This is a genomic window from Candidatus Solirubrobacter pratensis (genome assembly GCF_000425945.1).
GTDB lineage: Bacteria > Actinomycetota > Thermoleophilia > Solirubrobacterales > Solirubrobacteraceae > Solirubrobacter > Solirubrobacter pratensis.
The window spans coordinates 19438-35907 of record NZ_AUEK01000014.1 but is presented as its reverse complement, the minus strand read 5'-3'; the positions used below and the strand labels follow the sequence as shown (position 1 = coordinate 35907).

Genomic DNA, 16470 nt, shown 5'->3' with positions numbered 1-16470 from the left:
TTGCTCTCCTTTTCAAGGCGCCAGGCTCCGGCCGCCGCAGGCGACCACCACCTGGCCCGTCACATACGCCATCGCGGGAGAGGCGAGCGCGGCGACCGTCTCGGCGATCTCGCTCGGCTCCCCCATCCTGCCCATCGGGATGCTCGCGACCATCTTCGCCAGCACCTTCTCCGGCATCGCCATCGTCATCTCGCTCGCGGTCAGGCTCGGCGCGATCGCGTTGACGCGCACGCGCGGGGCGAGCTGGAGCGCGAGCGCGCGGGTCATGCCGACGAGCCCGCCCTTGGAGGCGGAGTAGTTGAGCTGGCCGAAGTTGCCGAGATACGCGCGGCTCGCGAGGCTGACGATCGACGCGCCGTCGCCGAAGCGGTCGGTCAGCGCCGTCGTGAGCTCGTAGGCGGCGCCCAGGTTGACGCGGATCACCGCCAGGAAGTCGTCCTCGGTCATCTTCACCGCGCGGGCGTCGCGCGTGATGCCGGCGTTGTTGACGAGCACGTCGACGCGGTCCACCGCGTCGAGGATCCTCGCACGGTCCTCGGGCTTGGTGATGTCGGCGACGATCCCGTCGACGGACGGGTCGAGGTCGACGCGCAGGACGTCGTGGTCGCGCTCGAGCCGCTCGGCGATCGCCCTGCCGATGCCGCGGGCGGCGCCCGTGACGATCGCCGTCACGTGAGTGCCTTCCCGACGTGGCCTGGGCCGAGGCGGATCAGCTCGCCGCTGATGTCGGACTGGTCGTGCAGGATCGCGATCCAGTGATCGGTGTGCCGCGGGTCGTCGCCGACGGCGATCGCGTTGGCCACGTTGCCCTCGGCGGCGAGCGTGCGGACGGCGCTCAGCAGCGCGTTGGCGAGGATGGCGCCGAGCACGGTGTCCTGGCCGAGCAGGTCGCGCTGCCGGAGCACGTAGACGATCGGCTCGCCGTCGCGCGCCGCCTGCTGGCTGCGATGGAAGGCGTCGAGCAGCGCGGCTTCGACGGCCGCGAAGCCGGCCGGCGCCTCCGGTTGATGGAGGATCACACGGGCTCCCGCAGCTTGTAGCGCTGGATCTTGCCGGTCGGCGTCTTCGGCAGCTCCTCGACGAACGCGATGAAGTGCGGGTACTCGTAGCGCCGCAGGCGGCTCTTGCACCACTCCTGCAGGTCGGCGGCGAGCGTGTCGTCGCCGGCGTCGCCGCGGCAGACGACGAACGCCTTCACGCGCGTCGTGTAGTCGGCGTCGACGCCGATCGCGGCCGCCTCGAGCACGCGCGGGTGCTCGACGAGCACGTTCTCGATCTCGATCGGGCTCGCCCACAGGCCCCCGACCTTGATCATGTCGTCGGCGCGGCCTTCGTAGACGAAGTAGCCGTCGTCGGTCTCCCGGTAGCGGTCGCCGGTGAAGAACAGGTCGCCGTGGACAGCGCGCTTGGTCTTCTCGTGCTGGTGCCAGTAGTACGCGAGCGCGCTGTCGCCCTTGACGTAGAGATTGCCGACCTCGCCCTTCGCGACCGGCTGGCGGTGCTCGTCGAGCAGGTGCAGCTCGTAGCCCGGGACGGGCCTGCCGGAGCTGCCGGGGCGGACGTCGCCGGGGCGGTTGGAGCAATAGATGTGGAGCATCTCCGTCGAGCCGATGCCGTCGACGATGTCCAGCCCGAACGTGGACTGCCAGCGTCTGAGCACCTCGGGCGCGAGCGGCTCGGCGGCGGAGACGCACATGCGCACGCTCGACAGGTCGTGCCCGCCGGCGTCGGGAAGGTTGACCATCGCGCCGTAGAGCGTGGGGACGCTGAAGAAGAGGCTCGGCCTGTGGAGTTCGGCGGTCTCGAGCAGGCCGCGCGGGTCGGGCCTTCCCGGGCGCAGGACGGTGGTCGCGCCGACCCAGTACGGGAACGTGAGGTTGTTGCCCAATCCGTACGCGTGGTAGAGCTTGGTCGAGGAGAGCGTGACGTCCTCCTCGGCGATCCGGAGGATCTCGCGGGCGAACGTCTCGCACGTGTAGGGGATGTCGTGGTGCAGGTGCACGACGCCCTTCGGGAACCCGGTCGAGCCGCCGCTGAAGAGCCAGAAGGCCATGTCGTCGCGATGCGTGTCGACGGGGTCGGTCTCCCCTGCCACGAAGCTCGCCTCGAAGTCGCTGCGCGCGATCGCGTCCGGTACGCGCTCGACCAGCGCGTCCTCGACGATCACCACCTTCGCGTAGCTGTCGCGCGCGTAGTGATGGAAGTTCTCGGTCGTGTCGAGGAAGGAGACCGGCGCGGGGACGGCGCCGATCCGCATCGCGCCGAGGAAGGTGGCGACGAAGGTCGGCGAGTCGTCGAGGATCATCAGCACGCGGTCCTCGCGGCCGACGCCTCGTTGCCGGAGCGCGCTGCCCGCGGCGCAGACGCGCTCGTGCAACTGGGCGTAGGTCAGCTCCTCGCCGGCACAGCGGATCGCGACCTTGGCTCCGCGCCCGGCCTCCAGGTTGCGGTCAACCAGGGTGCCCGCGTTGAACCGCTCCGGGACCTCGAACATCGCTCCTCCGGCTCGACAGCGGCGCGATCGTACCAAAACGGGACTTACTCGCTAAGCCAGTCGCTGCGCGGGCTCGAGCACCGCGCGCGACTTGACCTCCAACAGACCCCTGGGGGTGAGCCGGAGCTCGGGCAGGAAGTCGCCGGAGGCGAACAGGAGGCTGTACACGATGTCGTGGAACGGGTAGCCGGCGGCGCGCGCGTGGCGCTCGAGCTCCTGCTCGAGCCGCACCGTCTCGGCGAACGTGCCGGCGTGGATCAGGCCGTCGATCGCCAGCGGCGCGGACCAGCCGCCGTCGAACGCGATCCCGCCGTTCATCTCGGCCACGGTCGCGGCGGCGCGGCCCATCGCCGCGGGGTCGCGCCCGAGCACGAGCAGCTCGAGCGAGGTCGTCAGCGTGGTGGCGAAGCCGGGCAGGTCGTCGAACAGGCCGGCGATGACGCCGCGCGTGATCCAGGTGCCGTCACGCCCGAGCAGTGCCGCGTGGACGTGGCCAGGCGGGAGCAGGTCGCCGATGTGGGTGTCGGCGCGGCGGTTGATCACCGCGCTCTCGTGGCGCATCACCGGGATCGAGCCGGTCTGGCCGTAGAGCGAGCGGTCGGCGAAGTAGGAGGGCGCGGCGAAGCGCGGGCCGGCCGGCCAGTCGATGTGCGGGAGCGGGGCGACGAGCCGGCCGTCGCGGGCGGCGACGTTGCCGTCCACGAGGACGGTCTCCGGGGCGGGCAGTCCCTCGCCGGGCAGGATGTTCAGCGTCGCGCGGCGGCCGGGCGCGATCCCGCCGAGCTCCTCGTCGAGGCCGAGGAACGTCGCGGGATCGATCGTCGCCATCTGCAGTGCGCGCATCGGCTCGAGCCCGGCGTCGAGCGCGACGCGCAGCGCACCGCCGATCATGCCGCGCTCGGCGTAGAAGCCCGGCGTCGCGCCGTCGGTGGTGAGCATCAGGCGGCGGGCGGCCCCGACGACCGGCGCGAGGGCCTCGAGCATCGCGTGCAGGTCAGGCCGCAGCGAGGACTGGCGCAGCATCGTCCACATCCCGAGCCGCAGCCGGCTCAGCGCCTCCTCCCCGGTGATGGCCTCGTGGTCGGCCGAGATCCCGGCGGCGGAGAGCGCGTTCAGGCGCTCGTACGACGCGCCCGCGTTGTGGCCTTCGACGCGGCGGCCGGCGGCCTTGGCGGCGGCGATGCCGGCGAGCAGGTCCGGGTGGCCCTGCGTGACGGCGAACCAGTTGGTGATCTCGCCGCTGGCTACGACCTCCGGCCAGCGCAGCATCTCCGCGACCGCCTCGGGCGGGAAGGCGTCGTGCTCGTAGGCCGACTGCGGCGCGATCCGGGCGACCCAGTGCACGTGCGCCGGCGCGTCGTTCATCGCGTCGACGATCCGGCGCAGTCCGGGCGCACCGTGCGCCATGAAGAAGAAGAGGTTGTCGTAGACGATCGTCGTCGTCCCGTCGGGCACCGCCACCTCGAGCAGGGTCGCGGGCGAGTACAGGCACCACGGATGCGCGTGCGGCTCGATGTAGCCGGGCACTACGAGCTTGCCGCGGGCGTCGATCGTCTCGGCTTCGGGGTCGGGCGCGCGCGGGCCGACGTATGCGATGCGGCCGCCGGCGATCTCGACGTTGGCCTCGATCCACTCGCCCGTGTAGACGTCGGCGACCGTCCCACCGGGGATGACGAGATCCGTCACCAGGCGCCCGGGGCGTACTCGGCGCGCAGGTCGAAGTAGCCGACCGGCTCCGAGCAATGACGGCAGACCAGCTGCGGCTCGGCCTCCTCACCGCACGCCTTGTGGATCAGCCTGACGGGCGGGTCGTCGACCTTGTAGCGGTCGCCCCACTCCATCAGTGAGAGCAGGACGGGATAGAGGTCCAGGCCCTTCTGCGTGAGCCTGTACTCGTAGCGCTCGGGCTTTGAGCGGTAGAGCGCACGCTCGAAGACGCCCTCCTCCACGAGCCGGGCGAGCCGGTCCGACAGCAGCGTGCGCCCGACGTCCAGCCGCGCCTGGAACGCATCGAACCGCGACGTGCCGCGGAACGCCTCGCGCAGGATGAGCATCGTCCAGCGGTCGCCGAGCACCGACCACGTCCGCGCGACCGAGCAGTAGACCTCGTCCAGCGCACGGTGCTTCATGGCGCAGGAGGATAGTCCTGGTTCGGGACTGGCGCTTGGCGCGCGGCGAGGTCCGGGCCGCGCGTCGCCGCGAGCGGGCAGCGGGGCGCGATCTCCGCGAGCGGCCGGCGGGGCGCGATCTCCGCGGGCGGCCGGCGGGGCGCGATCTCCGCGGGCGGCCGGCGGGGCGCGAGCTCCGCGGGCCAGTCCGCGCGGCGATCCCACCGGCGATCGCCGCGCTCGTCCCTGCGGCCGCTGGCGACTCGCGCCGTGTCAGCGGGCCGGCCCGCGCGGCGACCCGACCGGCGATCGCCGCGCGCCGTCGCGCGGCGGCCGGCGACTCGCGCCGTGCCAGCGGGCCGGCCCGCGCGTGGACCCCACCGGCGATCGCCGCGCTCGTCCCTCGGCGGCCGGCGACGCGCGCCGTGTTCAGCGGGCCGGCCCGCGCGGCGACCCCACCGGCGGTCGCCGCGCGCCGTCGCGCGGCGGCCGGCGACTCGCGCCGTGTTCAGCGGGCCGGCCCGCGCGGCGACCCCACCGGCGGTCGCCGCGCGCCGTCCCTCGGCGGCCGGCGACTCGGGCCGTGTCAGCGGGCCGGCCCGCGCGGGGACCCGACCGGCGATCGCCGCGCGCCCTCCCTCGGCGGCCGGCGCCCCGCGGCCCGCATGACCCTCCGCGGCCTGCGCCGCAATCCACCGGCGATCTCCGCGCGCCTCCTGCCCGGTGCGCAAGGCTTGCCCGCGCGGCCGCCCGCCGGGCTCGAAACTGCGCAATGAGGAGAGGCGGCTGTCTTGCCTCCGGCCGCTCGGGGAGGACGACCGCAGCGAGAACCGGCCATGCGTCGAGACCGCCGCGTCGGGGCTCCCCGGGCTCGGAACTGCACACGACGGCGAGCGGCTGTCTTGCCTCCGGCCGCTTAGGAGGACGACCGCCGCGAGAACCGGCCATGCGTCGAGACCGCCGCGTCGGGGCTCCCCGGGCTCGCAACTGCGCACTAAGGAGAGCGTCTGTCCCGCCTTTGGCCGCTCAGGAGGACGACCGCGCCGTATCCGCCGGCCGGCGACATGAGCGCGGCCGACCCGCGCCGGGGCGGTGACGCGGACGCGCGGTGCGGCCGCCCCGCTCGATCTCCGCGAGTGTCGGACCGCGCCGTGACGATCGACCACGTTCTCTCACTGGGACCCGGTGAACGCGCATGTTCGATCACTCTCGCTCGCGCCGTGTGGGGGGTGCGTCACGTTTCTCAAGCTATGTATCGATAAACGTGACGCACCCCTTCGGCGGCCCGCGAAAAAACGATCACGCGGCCTCGCGCGCCGGCATGGCGACCCGCCCCACCTCGTTACTGCCCGCCGTTTGCCGATCCCGCCGCGGCAACGACGGCTCGCACCGCGCAACCGCCGCGCCACGACGATCACCGCGCCGCGCACCGCGTCATCGCCGGCATCGCCCCCGCTCCAGCAGTCAACGCGCGCGGCCCTCGCTCTGCCCGCCGTCGGCAGCGCTCGGGACGCGACTCGTCGCTCCGACCGGTCCGGCGAATAGCTTCCCAGCTCGTGAACGACGTGTTGCGCCGCCGCTCGGTCGGGGCCCCCGCGGCTCGGTCGACGTTGCTGACGGTGCTCGGCGAGTACCTGCTTCCCCGGCCTGAAGGGGTGTGGCAGGAGGCGCTGATCAGCTCGTTGCGGCTGCTCGGGTTCACGCCCTCCGCCGCTCGGCAGGCGGTCGTGCGCAGCACTCGCGAGGGGTGGTTGGAGGGTGAGCGGATCGGGCGGCGGTCGCGGATGAAGCTCACGCCGGCGTCCGCCGAGCTGCTCCGCGACGGCGCCCGGCGCATCTACGGGTTCGGGCGCCCCGTCAGCTGGGACGGACGCTGGCTGCTGCTGGTCCTGCGGGTGCCCGAGCAGCGGCGGGAGCTCCGGCACCGCCTCACGACCCAGCTGGCGTGGGCGGGGTTCGGCTCGCTCGGCGGCGGCCTCTGGATCACCCCGCACGTGGACCGCGAGACGCTCATCAAGCCGGAGCCGCCCGCCCAGCTGCTCTCGTTCCGAGCCGAGATGGGCGGGCTGGGCGACACCGCCAAGGTGATCGAGGAGGCATGGGACCTGCCGGAGCTGCGCGAGCACTACGACCAGTTCCTGGCCGACTTCGCCGAACCCTCGCCCGGCGAGGCGCCCGCGATCTTCGCCGCCCAGACCGCGCTCGTGCACGCGTGGCGGCGGTTCCCATTCATCGACCCGGACCTGCCGGACGACCTGCTCCCCGCCGACTGGCCGCGCCCGCGCGCCTACGAGCTGTTCCGCGCCCGCCACGACAGCTGGGCGCCCGCCGCGCAGGCCCACTTCGACTCGCTCGCGGGCGGCGGAGGCTGACCGCGCGACCGCGCTGCGCAAACCGCCGGCGGTCAGAGCCCGCGCGTAAAGGCGCGCGAGTGCGACGCGAACGCGCGGCGAAGGGCCGCGGGCGGCGAGAGCCCGCCGCGCGACCGCGACGTCGAACGGCCGCAGGCGGCGAGCCTGCCGCGCGACCGCGACGTCGAACGGCCGCGGGCGGCGAGAGCCCGCCGCGCGACCGCGACGTCGAACGGCCGCAGGCGGCGAGCCCGCCGCGCGACCGCGACGTCGAAGGGCCGCAGGCGGCGCGAGCCCGCCGCGCGGCCACGCCGCGCGAATCGCCTCGAACCGCGGAGCCCCGCGCCCGCGCCTAGACCCCGCGGCAGTTCAGCTCGACCTCGCGCCGCACGGGCGCGGCGTCGCCGCTGCGGACCGCCGTCTGGATCGCTCCCTGGACGCGCAGCTCGTAGGCGTCGGTCTGGCGCCGTGTCGGCCAGCTCGGGATGTCGGCGATCACGGACGCCGCGCCGGCCATGTCGGCGCCCCTCAGCCAGTACTTCAACCAGAGGCAGTACGCGCGGTACTCGACGAGCGCCTGCACGTCCGCGCGGAAGTTGATCGAGGACATGGCGCTGGGGTCTGCAGGCCTGGCGGCCCAGTCGAAGTGGTCGCGCATCCCGGGCGGATACGGCGTCCGCGCCTCGATGCCCGCCGCGACGGCGGGCAGCGCTTCGTGGCGGACGCGGCCGTACGGGGCGCGGGGAGGCTTCGGCGCCGTCGTCAGCGCATGCGACAGGACGAGCGTCGCCGCGGGGACGCCCTTCACGGGCGGCGTCGCCGGGACCTGCTCGCGCCGCGGGACGAACAGCAGCAGCGCCGCCGCGGCCGCCGCGACGGCGACGAGCCCGATGGCGATCCGCCGCGGTCCGCGCGCCCGAGCCCGAGCCCGCGGCCGCTGCCGGGCTGCCGCGGCCACCAGCTGCGCCTCGAGCATCGGCAGCCGGCTCACGCGCCGCTCCCCTTGTAGCGCGCCCGCAGCGTCGCGAGCCCGCGGCTGACGCGCTTGCGCACGACCGCCTCCGAGCAGCTCAGCCGGCGGGCGATGTCCTCGTAGGAGGCGTCCTCGAGGAAGCGCGCCTGGATCGCCCCCGCCTGATCGACCGGCAGCCCCTCGAGCATCTGGCGCGCCGTCACGTCCGCCAGCAGCGCCTCGATCCCCGAGACGTCCTCGTCGCTCAACTCGAGCGGCGGCATCCCCAGCCGGCGCCGCGCGCGGTCGTCGACGCGGCGGCGCTCGAGGCTGGAGCGGAGCACGTTGCGGGCGATCCCGAACAGCCACGCCGTCGCAGGCTCGGGGCGCGGGCGGAAGCGCGGCGCGCTGATCAGCGCCGCGGCGAAGGTCTCCGCCGTCAGGTCGGCGGCCAGCTCGCCGTCGCGGACGCGCGCGACCATGTAGCGCAGCACCGAGTCCTCGTGGCGGCGATAGAACGCGCCGAACGCATCGGGGTCCCCGGGCGTCCAACCAAGCAGCGCGTCATCGCTCGCGTCCGCATACGACCTCACCGCCCCTCTACTACAGGAACGGCCGCCGTTTGTGACCCCTTCAGCGGAGCAGGTCCTCCAGATCCAGCTGGCCGCCCGCGAACGCGAGCCTGCCCTCGGCGTCGACCGGCCACTGGTCGGCCGGGCGATCCCAGTAGAGCTCGACGTCGTTGCCGTCGGGATCGGTCACATAGACCGCCTCGTGCGTGCCGTGGTCGGCGAGCTGACGCAGCGGCCAGTCGACCGCCTGCAGCCGCCGCACCGCGTCGGCGAGCGCCGCCCGCGACGGGTACAGGATCGCGACGTGGTGCAACCCGGCGACGCCGTCCGGCTGCGGCGGACCGCCGGCCGACTTCCAGGTGTTGAAGCCGAGGTGGTGGTGGTAGCCGCCGGCCGACAGGAACAGGACGTCGCCGGTCGTCCCCCACCCCGGCACGTCGCGGGCCTCGAAGACGACGTCGAAGCCGAGCACGTCGACGTAGAACCCGCGCACGCGGTCGATGTCCGACGTGCGCAGGTGAACGTGGCCGATCGTCGTGCGCGGATCGATCGGGTTCGGCGCGGGCGCGCTCGGCGTGATGCTCACGAGGCCTCCAGGCGGATGACGTTGCCGGACGGATCGGGCAGCTCGAGTGCGCCACCGGCCGGCGCGGCTCCGGCGCGCTCGGCGACCGCCGCCAGGTCCTCAGGCGTGACGACGACGGTCCAGTGGCGCATGCCGGCGACGCCCCCGCCGGGCACCGGCGGGACGCCGGGGCCGCGCCAGGTGTTGACGGCGATGTGATGGTGATAGCCGCCGGCAGACAGGAACGCCGCGGTCGGCATCTCGAACTGGACCTCGAAGCCGATCACGTCGCGATAGAAGTCGCGCGCGGCCGCGAGGTCCGAGACGTGCAGGTGCAGGTGCCCGGTCTTGAAGCCCGGCCCGACGAACCGCGGCACCTCGGCGCCGCGCGCCAGCGAATACAGGCCCTCGACGTCCAGCGGCGCCGGACCGCCGGAGTAGCCGAGCCCAGCCGGCCACGCCGACCGCGGCCGGTCGGCCGCCAGCTCGAGCCCGTTGCCGTCGGGATCCGGGAGGTAGATCGCCTCGTGCGTCTGGTGGTCGGACATGCCCTCGACCGGCGTGCGCGTGCGCACCAGCCGGTCGACGGCGAACGCGAGCTCCTCGCGCGAGGGATACAGCAGCGCGACGTGGTAGAGGCCTGCGTGGCGGCCCGCAGGCCGGGCCGCCACGTCCTCGTGCAGCGCCAGCACGTCCTCGCCACCCGCCCCGAGCCTCGCGACGCCGTCCTCGTGCGCGTGGACCCGGAGCCCGATGGCGTCCTGGTAGAAGCCCAGCGAGCGATCGAGGTCGGAGACCGTGAGGTGGGTGGCGCGGAGCCGCGTCGTGGCGGCCAGCGCGGGCGTGGTGGCGGGACTGGTCATGGCTTAGGCGGCCTGCTTGATCGCGGAGATGTCGAGCGCGAGCTTGACCTTGTCGGAGACCAGCATGTTGCCACTGCCGAGCGCCTGGTTGAACTTCATCTCCCAGTCGCCGCGGCTCAGCTGGCCGGTGATCTCGAGGCCGACGCGCTCGTTGCCCCACGGGTCGATGTCGGTGCCTTGGACCTCCGCGTGCAGCGTGATCGGGCGCGTGATCCCGTGCATGATCAGGTCGCCCGTGATGCGGAACGTCTCGTCGTCGACGGGCGTGATGCTGGTCGACGCGAACGTGATCTGCGGGTTGGCCTCGGCGTCGAAGAAGTCGGCCGAACGCAGGTGGTCGTCGCGCTGCGGCTCGTCGGTGTTGATCGACGCGGTCTCGACCGTGCCGGACGCGTGCGCGCCGTCCTCGCCGATCACGAGCTTGCCGTCGAAGGCGCCGAAGTTCCCGCGCACGGTGGCGATGCCCATGTGCTTGACGGCGAACTCGACGCGCGAATGCGCCGGATCGACGGTCCAGGTACCGGTCGGAACGCTGGTCGTGGTGTTGATGGCGGTCATTGGATGCTCCCCGTGAAGTAGTTGCTTGCACAACATACTCGGGTAGGTGGCGCCGACTTACAGCCATCACTTCGGGTGGTTCGAGCTATCCTTTCTGATGTGGACGACCTTACACCGCAGCTCTCGGCCGCCCTGGCCCCCGTGGTCCCCCACCGTGCCGCCGCCGTGCTCGCCGGCGCCTGCGCGCGCTCGCCGATGCTCGCGCACGGCGACGCGGACGTCGCGGGCCGGATCACGACCGGCGAGCTGGCGCAGCTCGCCGCCACCATCCCGGTCGGCGACGTGTGGCAGGGCAGCGCGCCGGTCGGAGGCGAGCGCCGGCCGGTGATCGCCATCGCGGCCGTCGCGGGCGGCAACGGCTCGCTTCTCGTGCTCGTGCGCGAAAGCGCCGCGCCACTCGATGACACGGCGCTGCGCATCCTCAAGGGCGTCTGGGCGCTCGTCGCCGCGACGCTGGACCAGCGGCTCGAGGACGCCGAGCCGGTCGACCTCGCCGCCTCGCGCCACGCGGCGAGCGAGCGCGCCCGCGTGACCGCCGAGCTTGCCGACGCCCACGGCGCCGCCCTCTCCGCCCTGCTCGGCACGCTGCGGGCGCGCGACCTCGACGACGGCGCGGCCCGCCGCGCGGCGACCGACCTCGCGGCCTCCGCGCTCGTCGAGCTGCGCGCCACGGGCGAGCGCGAACGCGAGCTGTCGGACGAGCCGGCCGAGCAGGCGTTCGCGCTGCTGCGCGACGAGCTGCGCCCGCTCGTCCGCTACGGCTCGACCGAGATCGAGCTTGCCGGACCCGGCTCGGACGGCCGGCTGCCGAGCACCGTCGCCCAGGCCGGCCGCGCGATCGTGCGCGGGGCCGTGCTGACGATGCTCGAGCAGGAGGGCGTCCGCCGCATCCGCGTCGGCTGGGAGCTCGGCGAGGAGCTCCGCGTCAGCGTCCGCGACGACGGGCCGGGCGAGCTCGCGCGCCAGGGCCTCGCGATGCATGGCCTGGCCGACCGCGCCCGCGCGCTCGACGGCGACCTGGAGATCGACAGCGTGCCCGGCTGGGGGACGCACGTGCAGGCGCGGCTGCCGCTCGGCCCGGCGCTGCCGGGGCGCCCGGCGGGTCCGCTCGCGGCGCTCAACCCGCGCGAGCTCGAGGTGCTCGAGCACCTCGCCCGCGGGCGCCGCAACCGGCAGATCGCCGGGGAGCTCTCGATCTCCGAGAACACCGTCAAGTTCCACGTCGCCAACGTGCTCTCCAAGCTCGGCGCGGGCTCACGCGGCGAGGCCGGCGCGATCGCGCGCGACGCGGGGCTCGGTGCCCCGACGCCCGCCTGAGGGCGTTCGCCAAAGTACCGGGGGTGTCCAATCAACACATCCGCTCCGCGCTGCTGCTCACTCTTGCCGCGGCTTCGACGTACACCGCCACCGCCACCGCCACCGCCAAGACGATCGTGGGCTCCAACGCCGCACAGACGCTGACGGGAACGGCCGCCACCGACAACATCTCAGGCCTCGGCGGCCACGACATGATCCGCGGTCTCGGCGGCGACGACACCCTGACGGGCGACACCGGCCCCGACGAGCTCGACGGCGGCGACGGCAACGACACGATCAACGGCGGCTCTGGCGACGACGACGCCGACGGCGGGAACGGCAACGACATCCTGCTCGGCGGCGTCGGCCACGACACGCTCGCGGGCGGCACGGGCGACGACTCGCTGAGCGGCAACGAGGCCCCCGACCGCATCATCGGCGGCGACGGCAACGACGCGATCGACGGCGGCTCGGGCGGCGACGACCTGTTCGGCGGCAACGGCGACGACACGATCCACTCCGGCACCGGCCCGGACCGGATCGATGCCGGCCCGGGGAACGACCAGGTCTTCGTCAACTCCGGCAGCGCCGTGACGAGCGTCGACTGCGGCGACGGCGCCGACACCCTCTTCATCAACCCGCGCAAACGGCCGGGCGGCGTCTCCAACCAGCAGGCCCTACGCGAGGGCAGGATCGTCAACTGCGAGACGGTGGTCGAGCAGGCGCCGGAGGCGGACCCGACGCGCGGCATCACCTGGTCGGGCGACGGGACCAAGCACGGCGGCACGCGCAACGACCGGCTCAACGGGCAGGGCGGCTCCAACAAGCTCTATGGCGAGGGCGGCGACGACGTCCTGTGGGGCGACGCGCGCCACACAGGCGCGAAGGGCGGCGGCCAGCGGGACTTCATCAGCGGCGGCTTCGGCGCCGACACGATCTACGGCGGCCGCGGCCGCAACACGCTGATGGGCGGCGACGGCGACGACTTCCTGCAGGGCAACGGCGTCTCGAGCACGATCTTCGGCGGCGGCGGCAACGACACGATCCGCGTCACCGCGGGCGGCGCCACGCGCGTCGTCGCGGGCGCCGGCGCCGACTCGATCACCGCGATCATCGGCAAGGGCAGCGCGCGCATCTCGTGCGGCCCCGGCAACGACACCGTCGTCGTCTCGCGCTTCGCCGGCAACCGCAGGCGCACGAAGATCGCGGCGGACTGCGAAACCCGCAAGAGAGGCTAGGCGGACAGGAGCGCCGTCGCGCGGCGCAGCCCCAGCCACGCCGGCATCATGACCAGCAGGCGGGCGAGCAGCGCGACGGCGGGCGCGGACGACAGTGGCACGCAGATCCTCGGATGCCCCGGAACCGCCAGCGTCCACACGAGCTCGGCGACGAGCGCGCAGACGACCACGCCGGCGGCGATCGCCATCGTGCGCGACACCTCGGCACCCGGCGCGCAGCCCGTCAGGTGATCGACGCGCACGGCGGCGATGCCGGCCGCGTCGGCGTCGAACGCCAGCAGCGCCGAGGCGAGCGGCGCGTCGCCGACGCGCCGCGCGGCGGCGGCGTCGGCCGAGAGCTCGGCCAGCGTCTGCTCGCGCCGCCCGAACGCGCTGCCGATCGCCCGCGCGACGAGGATGCGCAGCGGGTCGCGGCGCGCGGCATGGTGCGCCTCGTGCGCGACGATCGCCTCCAGCTCCGGCGCCGCCAGCCGCGTCAGCGCGCCCTCGGACATGTAGATGCGCGGGCGCAGCAGCCCGCCGCAGAACGCCATCGCGCGCGCCCCGGCGACGACCGTCACGCGCCGGCCGGCGACGTCGCGCTCGCCCCGCAGCGGCAGCCGCGCGGCGAAGCGGCGGTGGGCCGTGAGCCCGCGCGAGAGCGAGAACGCCACGCGCACGAGCGCGATCACGTCGAACAGCGCCAGGAGGACCAGCAGCACGGGGACCGTGTGCGGCTCACCGCGCCCGAGTCCCTCGACGCCGTCGAGCAGCACGTCGTGGTGGAAGCGGACCGCGTCCAGGACGAAGACGAGCGACAACAGGAACGCGGTCGAGCCGAACGCGGCGACCGCGAACTCGGCCCGGCGCAAACGCCCCGCTTCGGTCCTAGTCACCCTCGGCCAGCCGCCTGAGCCGCGCGCGCCGCTCTGGGTCCAGCCTGCCCACATGGCGGGCGAAGTGCGCCAGCGCGAGATCGCCGAAGTCCTCCACCACGGCCGAGACCTCCGCCTCGGCCCGCCGCTCGAGGTAGTCCTCGCGCGAGAGCGCCGGCGCGTAGACGTCCAGCCGCCCCGCGCGCCGGCGCACGAGCATGCCCTTGCCGTCGAGCCGCGTCATCACGGTCAGCAGCGTCGTGTACGCGCGCGACTTCTCGCTGCGGCGGTTGAGCGCCTCCTGCACGTCGCGGACGGTCGCCTCGCCACGCGCCCAGACCTCGTCCATGACCTCGCTCTCCAGCTCGTGCAGCGGAGGTGGCGCGGAGTTGCTCACGCCGAGATCGTACTGTGAGGGCGGCGGACGCTGTCAGACGACAGCGCCCGCAAGCCTGTTCAGAGGCTGAACGTCCGCTTGGCCGTGTAGCGCTTGGTGCCCTGCGTGATCGAGAAGGTCGCGGTGTAGCGGCCCTTCTTGAAGCCCGAGACGTGGCCGCCGACGAGGTTGACGACCTGGCCGGGGATCGGCGTGATCGCCTTCAGCGGGTTCGTCTTGCCGGTCGGGCCGGTGAACGTGACGCTGCCCCCGATCGGGTCCAGCGTGTTGCCGGTGTTGCGGATCGGCAGCACCAGCTGGCGGCCGGCGCCCTTGCCGACGAAGCCGATCGTGCCCGCGCGCAGCGCGACCCGCTTCTTCGACGGGTTCGCGCGCAGACGCCCGACGACGCGGTAGTTCGGGATGATCCCGTTGCGCGCCTTCGCGTTGCGCGGCTTGCCGAAGACCTCGATCGCGCCGTACAGCGAGCCGCCGGGCGGCGTGCGGCGCTGGTTGAGCGTGACGGCGCGGCTGGCGCCGGCCGCGAGATTGAACGACGACGACGTCGCCGCGACGTACTTGCTCAGCGAGACCTTCAGGTTCGCCTGGACGACGCCGGTGGTGCGGTTCTGGGCCCACGGGCGGACGCGCACGGTGACCTTCAGCGTGTCGCTCGTCGTGTTCTTGACCGTGACCGACCCCAGCTTGCCCTTGCGGGCGGTGTGCTCGACCGTCTCAGGCGTCAGCGACACTCCGCCCGCGGCCGCCTTCGCCTGGGGCGCAGCTTCATCGGCCTGCGCGATCACACCACCCGACGCCAGCCCTGCGGCCGCGAGGGCGACAGCGCCGGCCAGGTGCCGACTCCTTCCGAGCTTCACTCCGTGACTCCTTTTCGGTTACTGGTGATTCGGTGCGAGATGCCGGGATCAGGGCATCTCAGAGGACAACGTGGCCCACAGCACCTTGCGGTAGGGCTTCGTCGACGGCTTGCCGCGGACCTTCTGGCGCAGCGTCACCTTCGCGTCCTCGTGCGCGAGGATCTTGTTCCAGCGCATCAGCAGCGGATCGACGGACGCGTCGAGCGGCTGGAAGGCGGCGCTTCCCACCCGGGCCTCGAGCGGGTCCTTGAGGCGCTTGGAGCCGGCGGCCATGAACCCGACCTTCGAGCCCGAGGCGACCTCGCCGTCGGCGAGGCTCAGCTGCGTGCCCTCCAGCGTGGCGGTCGCCGACGCGGTGAACGAGGTCGAGTACGTGCCGGCCTTCTTGAACTTCGACAGGCCCGACGGTTGCGTGAGGCTCAGCTCCATGTAGCTGTCGACGAAGCCGCCGACGTTCGTCCCGCCGTCGACCGGCGCCACCTGGGCGCGTGCCGGCACGGCCGCGACCGCGAGCACACCGAGCGTGAGGATCCCTGCACGGATCGCGCGCATTTTCTTTGTCTAACCCTTCCTCTGTGCGATGCGCACCTTGATGCGGACCTTGGACGTCTTGCCGTCGCCGGCGGTGAAGCGGAACTCGATCGTGCGCGAGCTGGGGTACTTCAGGAGCAGCGTGATCTTGCCCGAGGTGCCCACCTTCGTCCCCGGCTTGGTGACCGTCTTACGGCCGACCGTGTTGCGCAGCGAGATCTTCGTGCCCTCGGCCGCCGACTTGCGCTTGCCGCTGACCAGGCACGTGAGCCGCCCGGTGAAGCGGTAGCGCTTGTTCTTGAGCAGCACCGGCACGCCCTTGGACACGCGCAGCGGCTTCTGGGCGAGGAACATCGAGAGGCGCGGCGACATGCACGACGTCGCGGACGCGCCCTCCACGCCGCCGCCCGGCGCGCCGCCCCGCCCGCCGCCGGGCGCGTTGCCCCCGCCCTGCGGCACGGCGCCCCCAGAGTCGCTGCCGATGTTCATGATCGCGGTCGGCGAGCCCGTCGGCGGATGGTTCCAGACCTCGAGGTCCTTCTCGATCGCGTACGACCGGTGGGCCGTGTCGCGGATCGTGACCGTGAGGTGATGGGGGCCGTCGGGATACGCCGTCGTGTCGACCTTGAGCGTCACCGTCGCGAAGCTGCAGCCCGTGCAGTAGGTCGCGCTCGCGACCTGCGCACCGTCAACCGCCGCCGAGGCGTCGAGCAACGGGTCCTGCGTGGCGCGACCGGTGACGTCGAGCTGCAGCGTGCCCGCCGCGGGGCTGCGATAGCCGCCTACGGCTCCGGACACCGGCTCGTCGGCGGCCGCGACGGATGCCGCGCCGAC

Annotated in this window: 18 protein-coding genes; 3 read left to right on the top strand and 15 right to left on the bottom strand. The window is 73.3% G+C overall.

The features are described from left to right. Positions 1 to 12 precede the first annotated feature (12 nt). Genes H958_RS0120955 through H958_RS0120935 form a run of 5 tightly spaced genes read right to left on the bottom strand, consistent with a single transcriptional unit; the run spans position 13 to position 4623 of the window. Positions 13 to 672: an SDR family oxidoreductase gene (locus tag H958_RS0120955; protein WP_028060080.1), complete on the bottom strand. Its 660-nt coding sequence runs from the start codon at positions 670 to 672 to the stop codon at positions 13 to 15. Continuing rightward, positions 669 to 1019: a hypothetical protein gene (locus H958_RS0120950; RefSeq protein WP_028060079.1), complete on the bottom strand. Its 351-nt coding sequence runs from the start codon at positions 1017 to 1019 to the stop codon at positions 669 to 671. The genes H958_RS0120955 and H958_RS0120950 overlap by 4 nt, the downstream gene beginning before the upstream one ends. Then, positions 1016 to 2494, bottom strand: coding sequence for a benzoate-CoA ligase family protein (locus H958_RS0120945; RefSeq protein ID WP_028060078.1), 1479 nt, complete (start codon positions 2492 to 2494; stop codon positions 1016 to 1018). Before H958_RS0120945 ends, H958_RS0120950 begins: the two co-directional genes overlap by 4 nt. 51 nt (positions 2495 to 2545) lie before the next feature. After that, positions 2546 to 4180: an amidohydrolase family protein gene (locus H958_RS0120940; protein ID WP_156028120.1), complete on the bottom strand. Its 1635-nt coding sequence runs from the start codon at positions 4178 to 4180 to the stop codon at positions 2546 to 2548. Further along, positions 4177 to 4623, bottom strand: a complete 447-nt coding sequence (locus H958_RS0120935) for a winged helix-turn-helix transcriptional regulator (RefSeq protein WP_028060076.1) — start codon at positions 4621 to 4623, stop codon at positions 4177 to 4179. The genes H958_RS0120940 and H958_RS0120935 overlap by 4 nt, the downstream gene beginning before the upstream one ends. Positions 4624 to 6158: 1535 nt before the next feature. Between H958_RS0120935 and H958_RS0120925 the strand changes: the two genes are divergently transcribed. Then, positions 6159 to 6974, top strand: a complete 816-nt coding sequence (locus tag H958_RS0120925; RefSeq protein ID WP_196807477.1) for a PaaX family transcriptional regulator — start codon at positions 6159 to 6161, stop codon at positions 6972 to 6974. A gap of 331 nt (positions 6975 to 7305) precedes the next feature. Here the strand turns inward: H958_RS0120925 and H958_RS0120920 are convergent, their stop codons facing one another. The 5 genes from H958_RS0120920 to H958_RS0120900 are packed head-to-tail and all read right to left on the bottom strand — an operon-like array spanning position 7306 to position 10463. Beyond that, the gene (locus tag H958_RS0120920) at positions 7306 to 7944 is read right to left on the bottom strand and encodes a hypothetical protein (protein WP_028060073.1); all 639 of its coding nucleotides are present in this window, start codon (positions 7942 to 7944) and stop codon (positions 7306 to 7308) included. Continuing rightward, positions 7941 to 8498, bottom strand: a complete 558-nt coding sequence (locus tag H958_RS43820) for an RNA polymerase sigma factor (protein WP_051324606.1) — start codon at positions 8496 to 8498, stop codon at positions 7941 to 7943. The genes H958_RS0120920 and H958_RS43820 overlap by 4 nt, the downstream gene beginning before the upstream one ends. Positions 8499 to 8538: 40 nt before the next feature. Continuing rightward, positions 8539 to 9063, bottom strand: coding sequence for a VOC family protein (locus H958_RS0120910; RefSeq protein WP_196807476.1), 525 nt, complete (start codon positions 9061 to 9063; stop codon positions 8539 to 8541). Further along, the gene (locus H958_RS39210; RefSeq protein ID WP_051324605.1) at positions 9060 to 9905 is read right to left on the bottom strand and encodes a VOC family protein; all 846 of its coding nucleotides are present in this window, start codon (positions 9903 to 9905) and stop codon (positions 9060 to 9062) included. Before H958_RS39210 ends, H958_RS0120910 begins: the two co-directional genes overlap by 4 nt. 3 nt (positions 9906 to 9908) lie before the next feature. After that, positions 9909 to 10463 (bottom strand): YceI family protein, encoded by a 555-nt coding sequence (locus H958_RS0120900; protein ID WP_028060071.1) that lies wholly within the window; start codon positions 10461 to 10463, stop codon positions 9909 to 9911. 99 nt (positions 10464 to 10562) lie between these two features. On the opposite strand from H958_RS0120900, the gene H958_RS48890 reads away from it, so the two are divergent. Both H958_RS48890 and H958_RS39200 read left to right on the top strand, forming a co-directional pair. Then, positions 10563 to 11780, top strand: a complete 1218-nt coding sequence (locus H958_RS48890; RefSeq protein ID WP_304412494.1) for a helix-turn-helix transcriptional regulator — start codon at positions 10563 to 10565, stop codon at positions 11778 to 11780. A gap of 23 nt (positions 11781 to 11803) precedes the next feature. After that, entirely contained in the window at positions 11804 to 12997 is a 1194-nt protein-coding gene (locus H958_RS39200; protein ID WP_051324604.1) for a calcium-binding protein, read from the top strand. Here the strand turns inward: H958_RS39200 and H958_RS0120885 are convergent. Genes H958_RS0120885 through H958_RS0120865 form a run of 5 tightly spaced genes read right to left on the bottom strand, consistent with a single transcriptional unit; the run spans position 12994 to position 16434 of the window. Continuing rightward, on the bottom strand, positions 12994 to 13848 hold the full coding sequence (locus tag H958_RS0120885; protein WP_028060070.1) for a M48 family metalloprotease: 855 nt from the start codon (positions 13846 to 13848) through the stop codon (positions 12994 to 12996). The two genes, H958_RS39200 and H958_RS0120885, sit on opposite strands and share 4 nt — an antisense overlap. Before the next feature lie 16 nt (positions 13849 to 13864). Beyond that, positions 13865 to 14248: a BlaI/MecI/CopY family transcriptional regulator gene (locus H958_RS0120880; RefSeq protein ID WP_028060069.1), complete on the bottom strand. Its 384-nt coding sequence runs from the start codon at positions 14246 to 14248 to the stop codon at positions 13865 to 13867. Between the two features lie 59 nt (positions 14249 to 14307). Further along, positions 14308 to 15105, bottom strand: coding sequence for a hypothetical protein (locus H958_RS0120875; RefSeq protein ID WP_156028118.1), 798 nt, complete (start codon positions 15103 to 15105; stop codon positions 14308 to 14310). Positions 15106 to 15153: 48 nt separating this feature from the next. Continuing rightward, on the bottom strand, positions 15154 to 15657 hold the full coding sequence (locus H958_RS0120870; protein WP_028060067.1) for a hypothetical protein: 504 nt from the start codon (positions 15655 to 15657) through the stop codon (positions 15154 to 15156). Positions 15658 to 15666: 9 nt separating this feature from the next. Further along, positions 15667 to 16434: a hypothetical protein gene (locus tag H958_RS0120865; protein ID WP_028060066.1), complete on the bottom strand. Its 768-nt coding sequence runs from the start codon at positions 16432 to 16434 to the stop codon at positions 15667 to 15669. Between the last annotated feature and the right edge of the window lie 36 nt (positions 16435 to 16470).

Excerpts from the sequence above, each read along its gene's own strand:
- H958_RS0120870 (WP_028060067.1), bottom strand. The coding sequence starts at position 15,657 with ATGCGCGCGATCCGTGCAGGGATCCTCACGCTCGGTGTGCTCGCGGTC.
- H958_RS0120900 (WP_028060071.1), bottom strand. The coding sequence starts at position 10,463 with ATGACCGCCATCAACACCACGACCAGCGTTCCGACCGGTACCTGGACC.
- H958_RS0120945 (WP_028060078.1), bottom strand. The coding sequence starts at position 2,494 with ATGTTCGAGGTCCCGGAGCGGTTCAACGCGGGCACCCTGGTTGACCGC.
- H958_RS39210 (WP_051324605.1), bottom strand. The coding sequence starts at position 9,905 with ATGACCAGTCCCGCCACCACGCCCGCGCTGGCCGCCACGACGCGGCTC.
- H958_RS0120935 (WP_028060076.1), bottom strand. The coding sequence starts at position 4,623 with ATGAAGCACCGTGCGCTGGACGAGGTCTACTGCTCGGTCGCGCGGACG.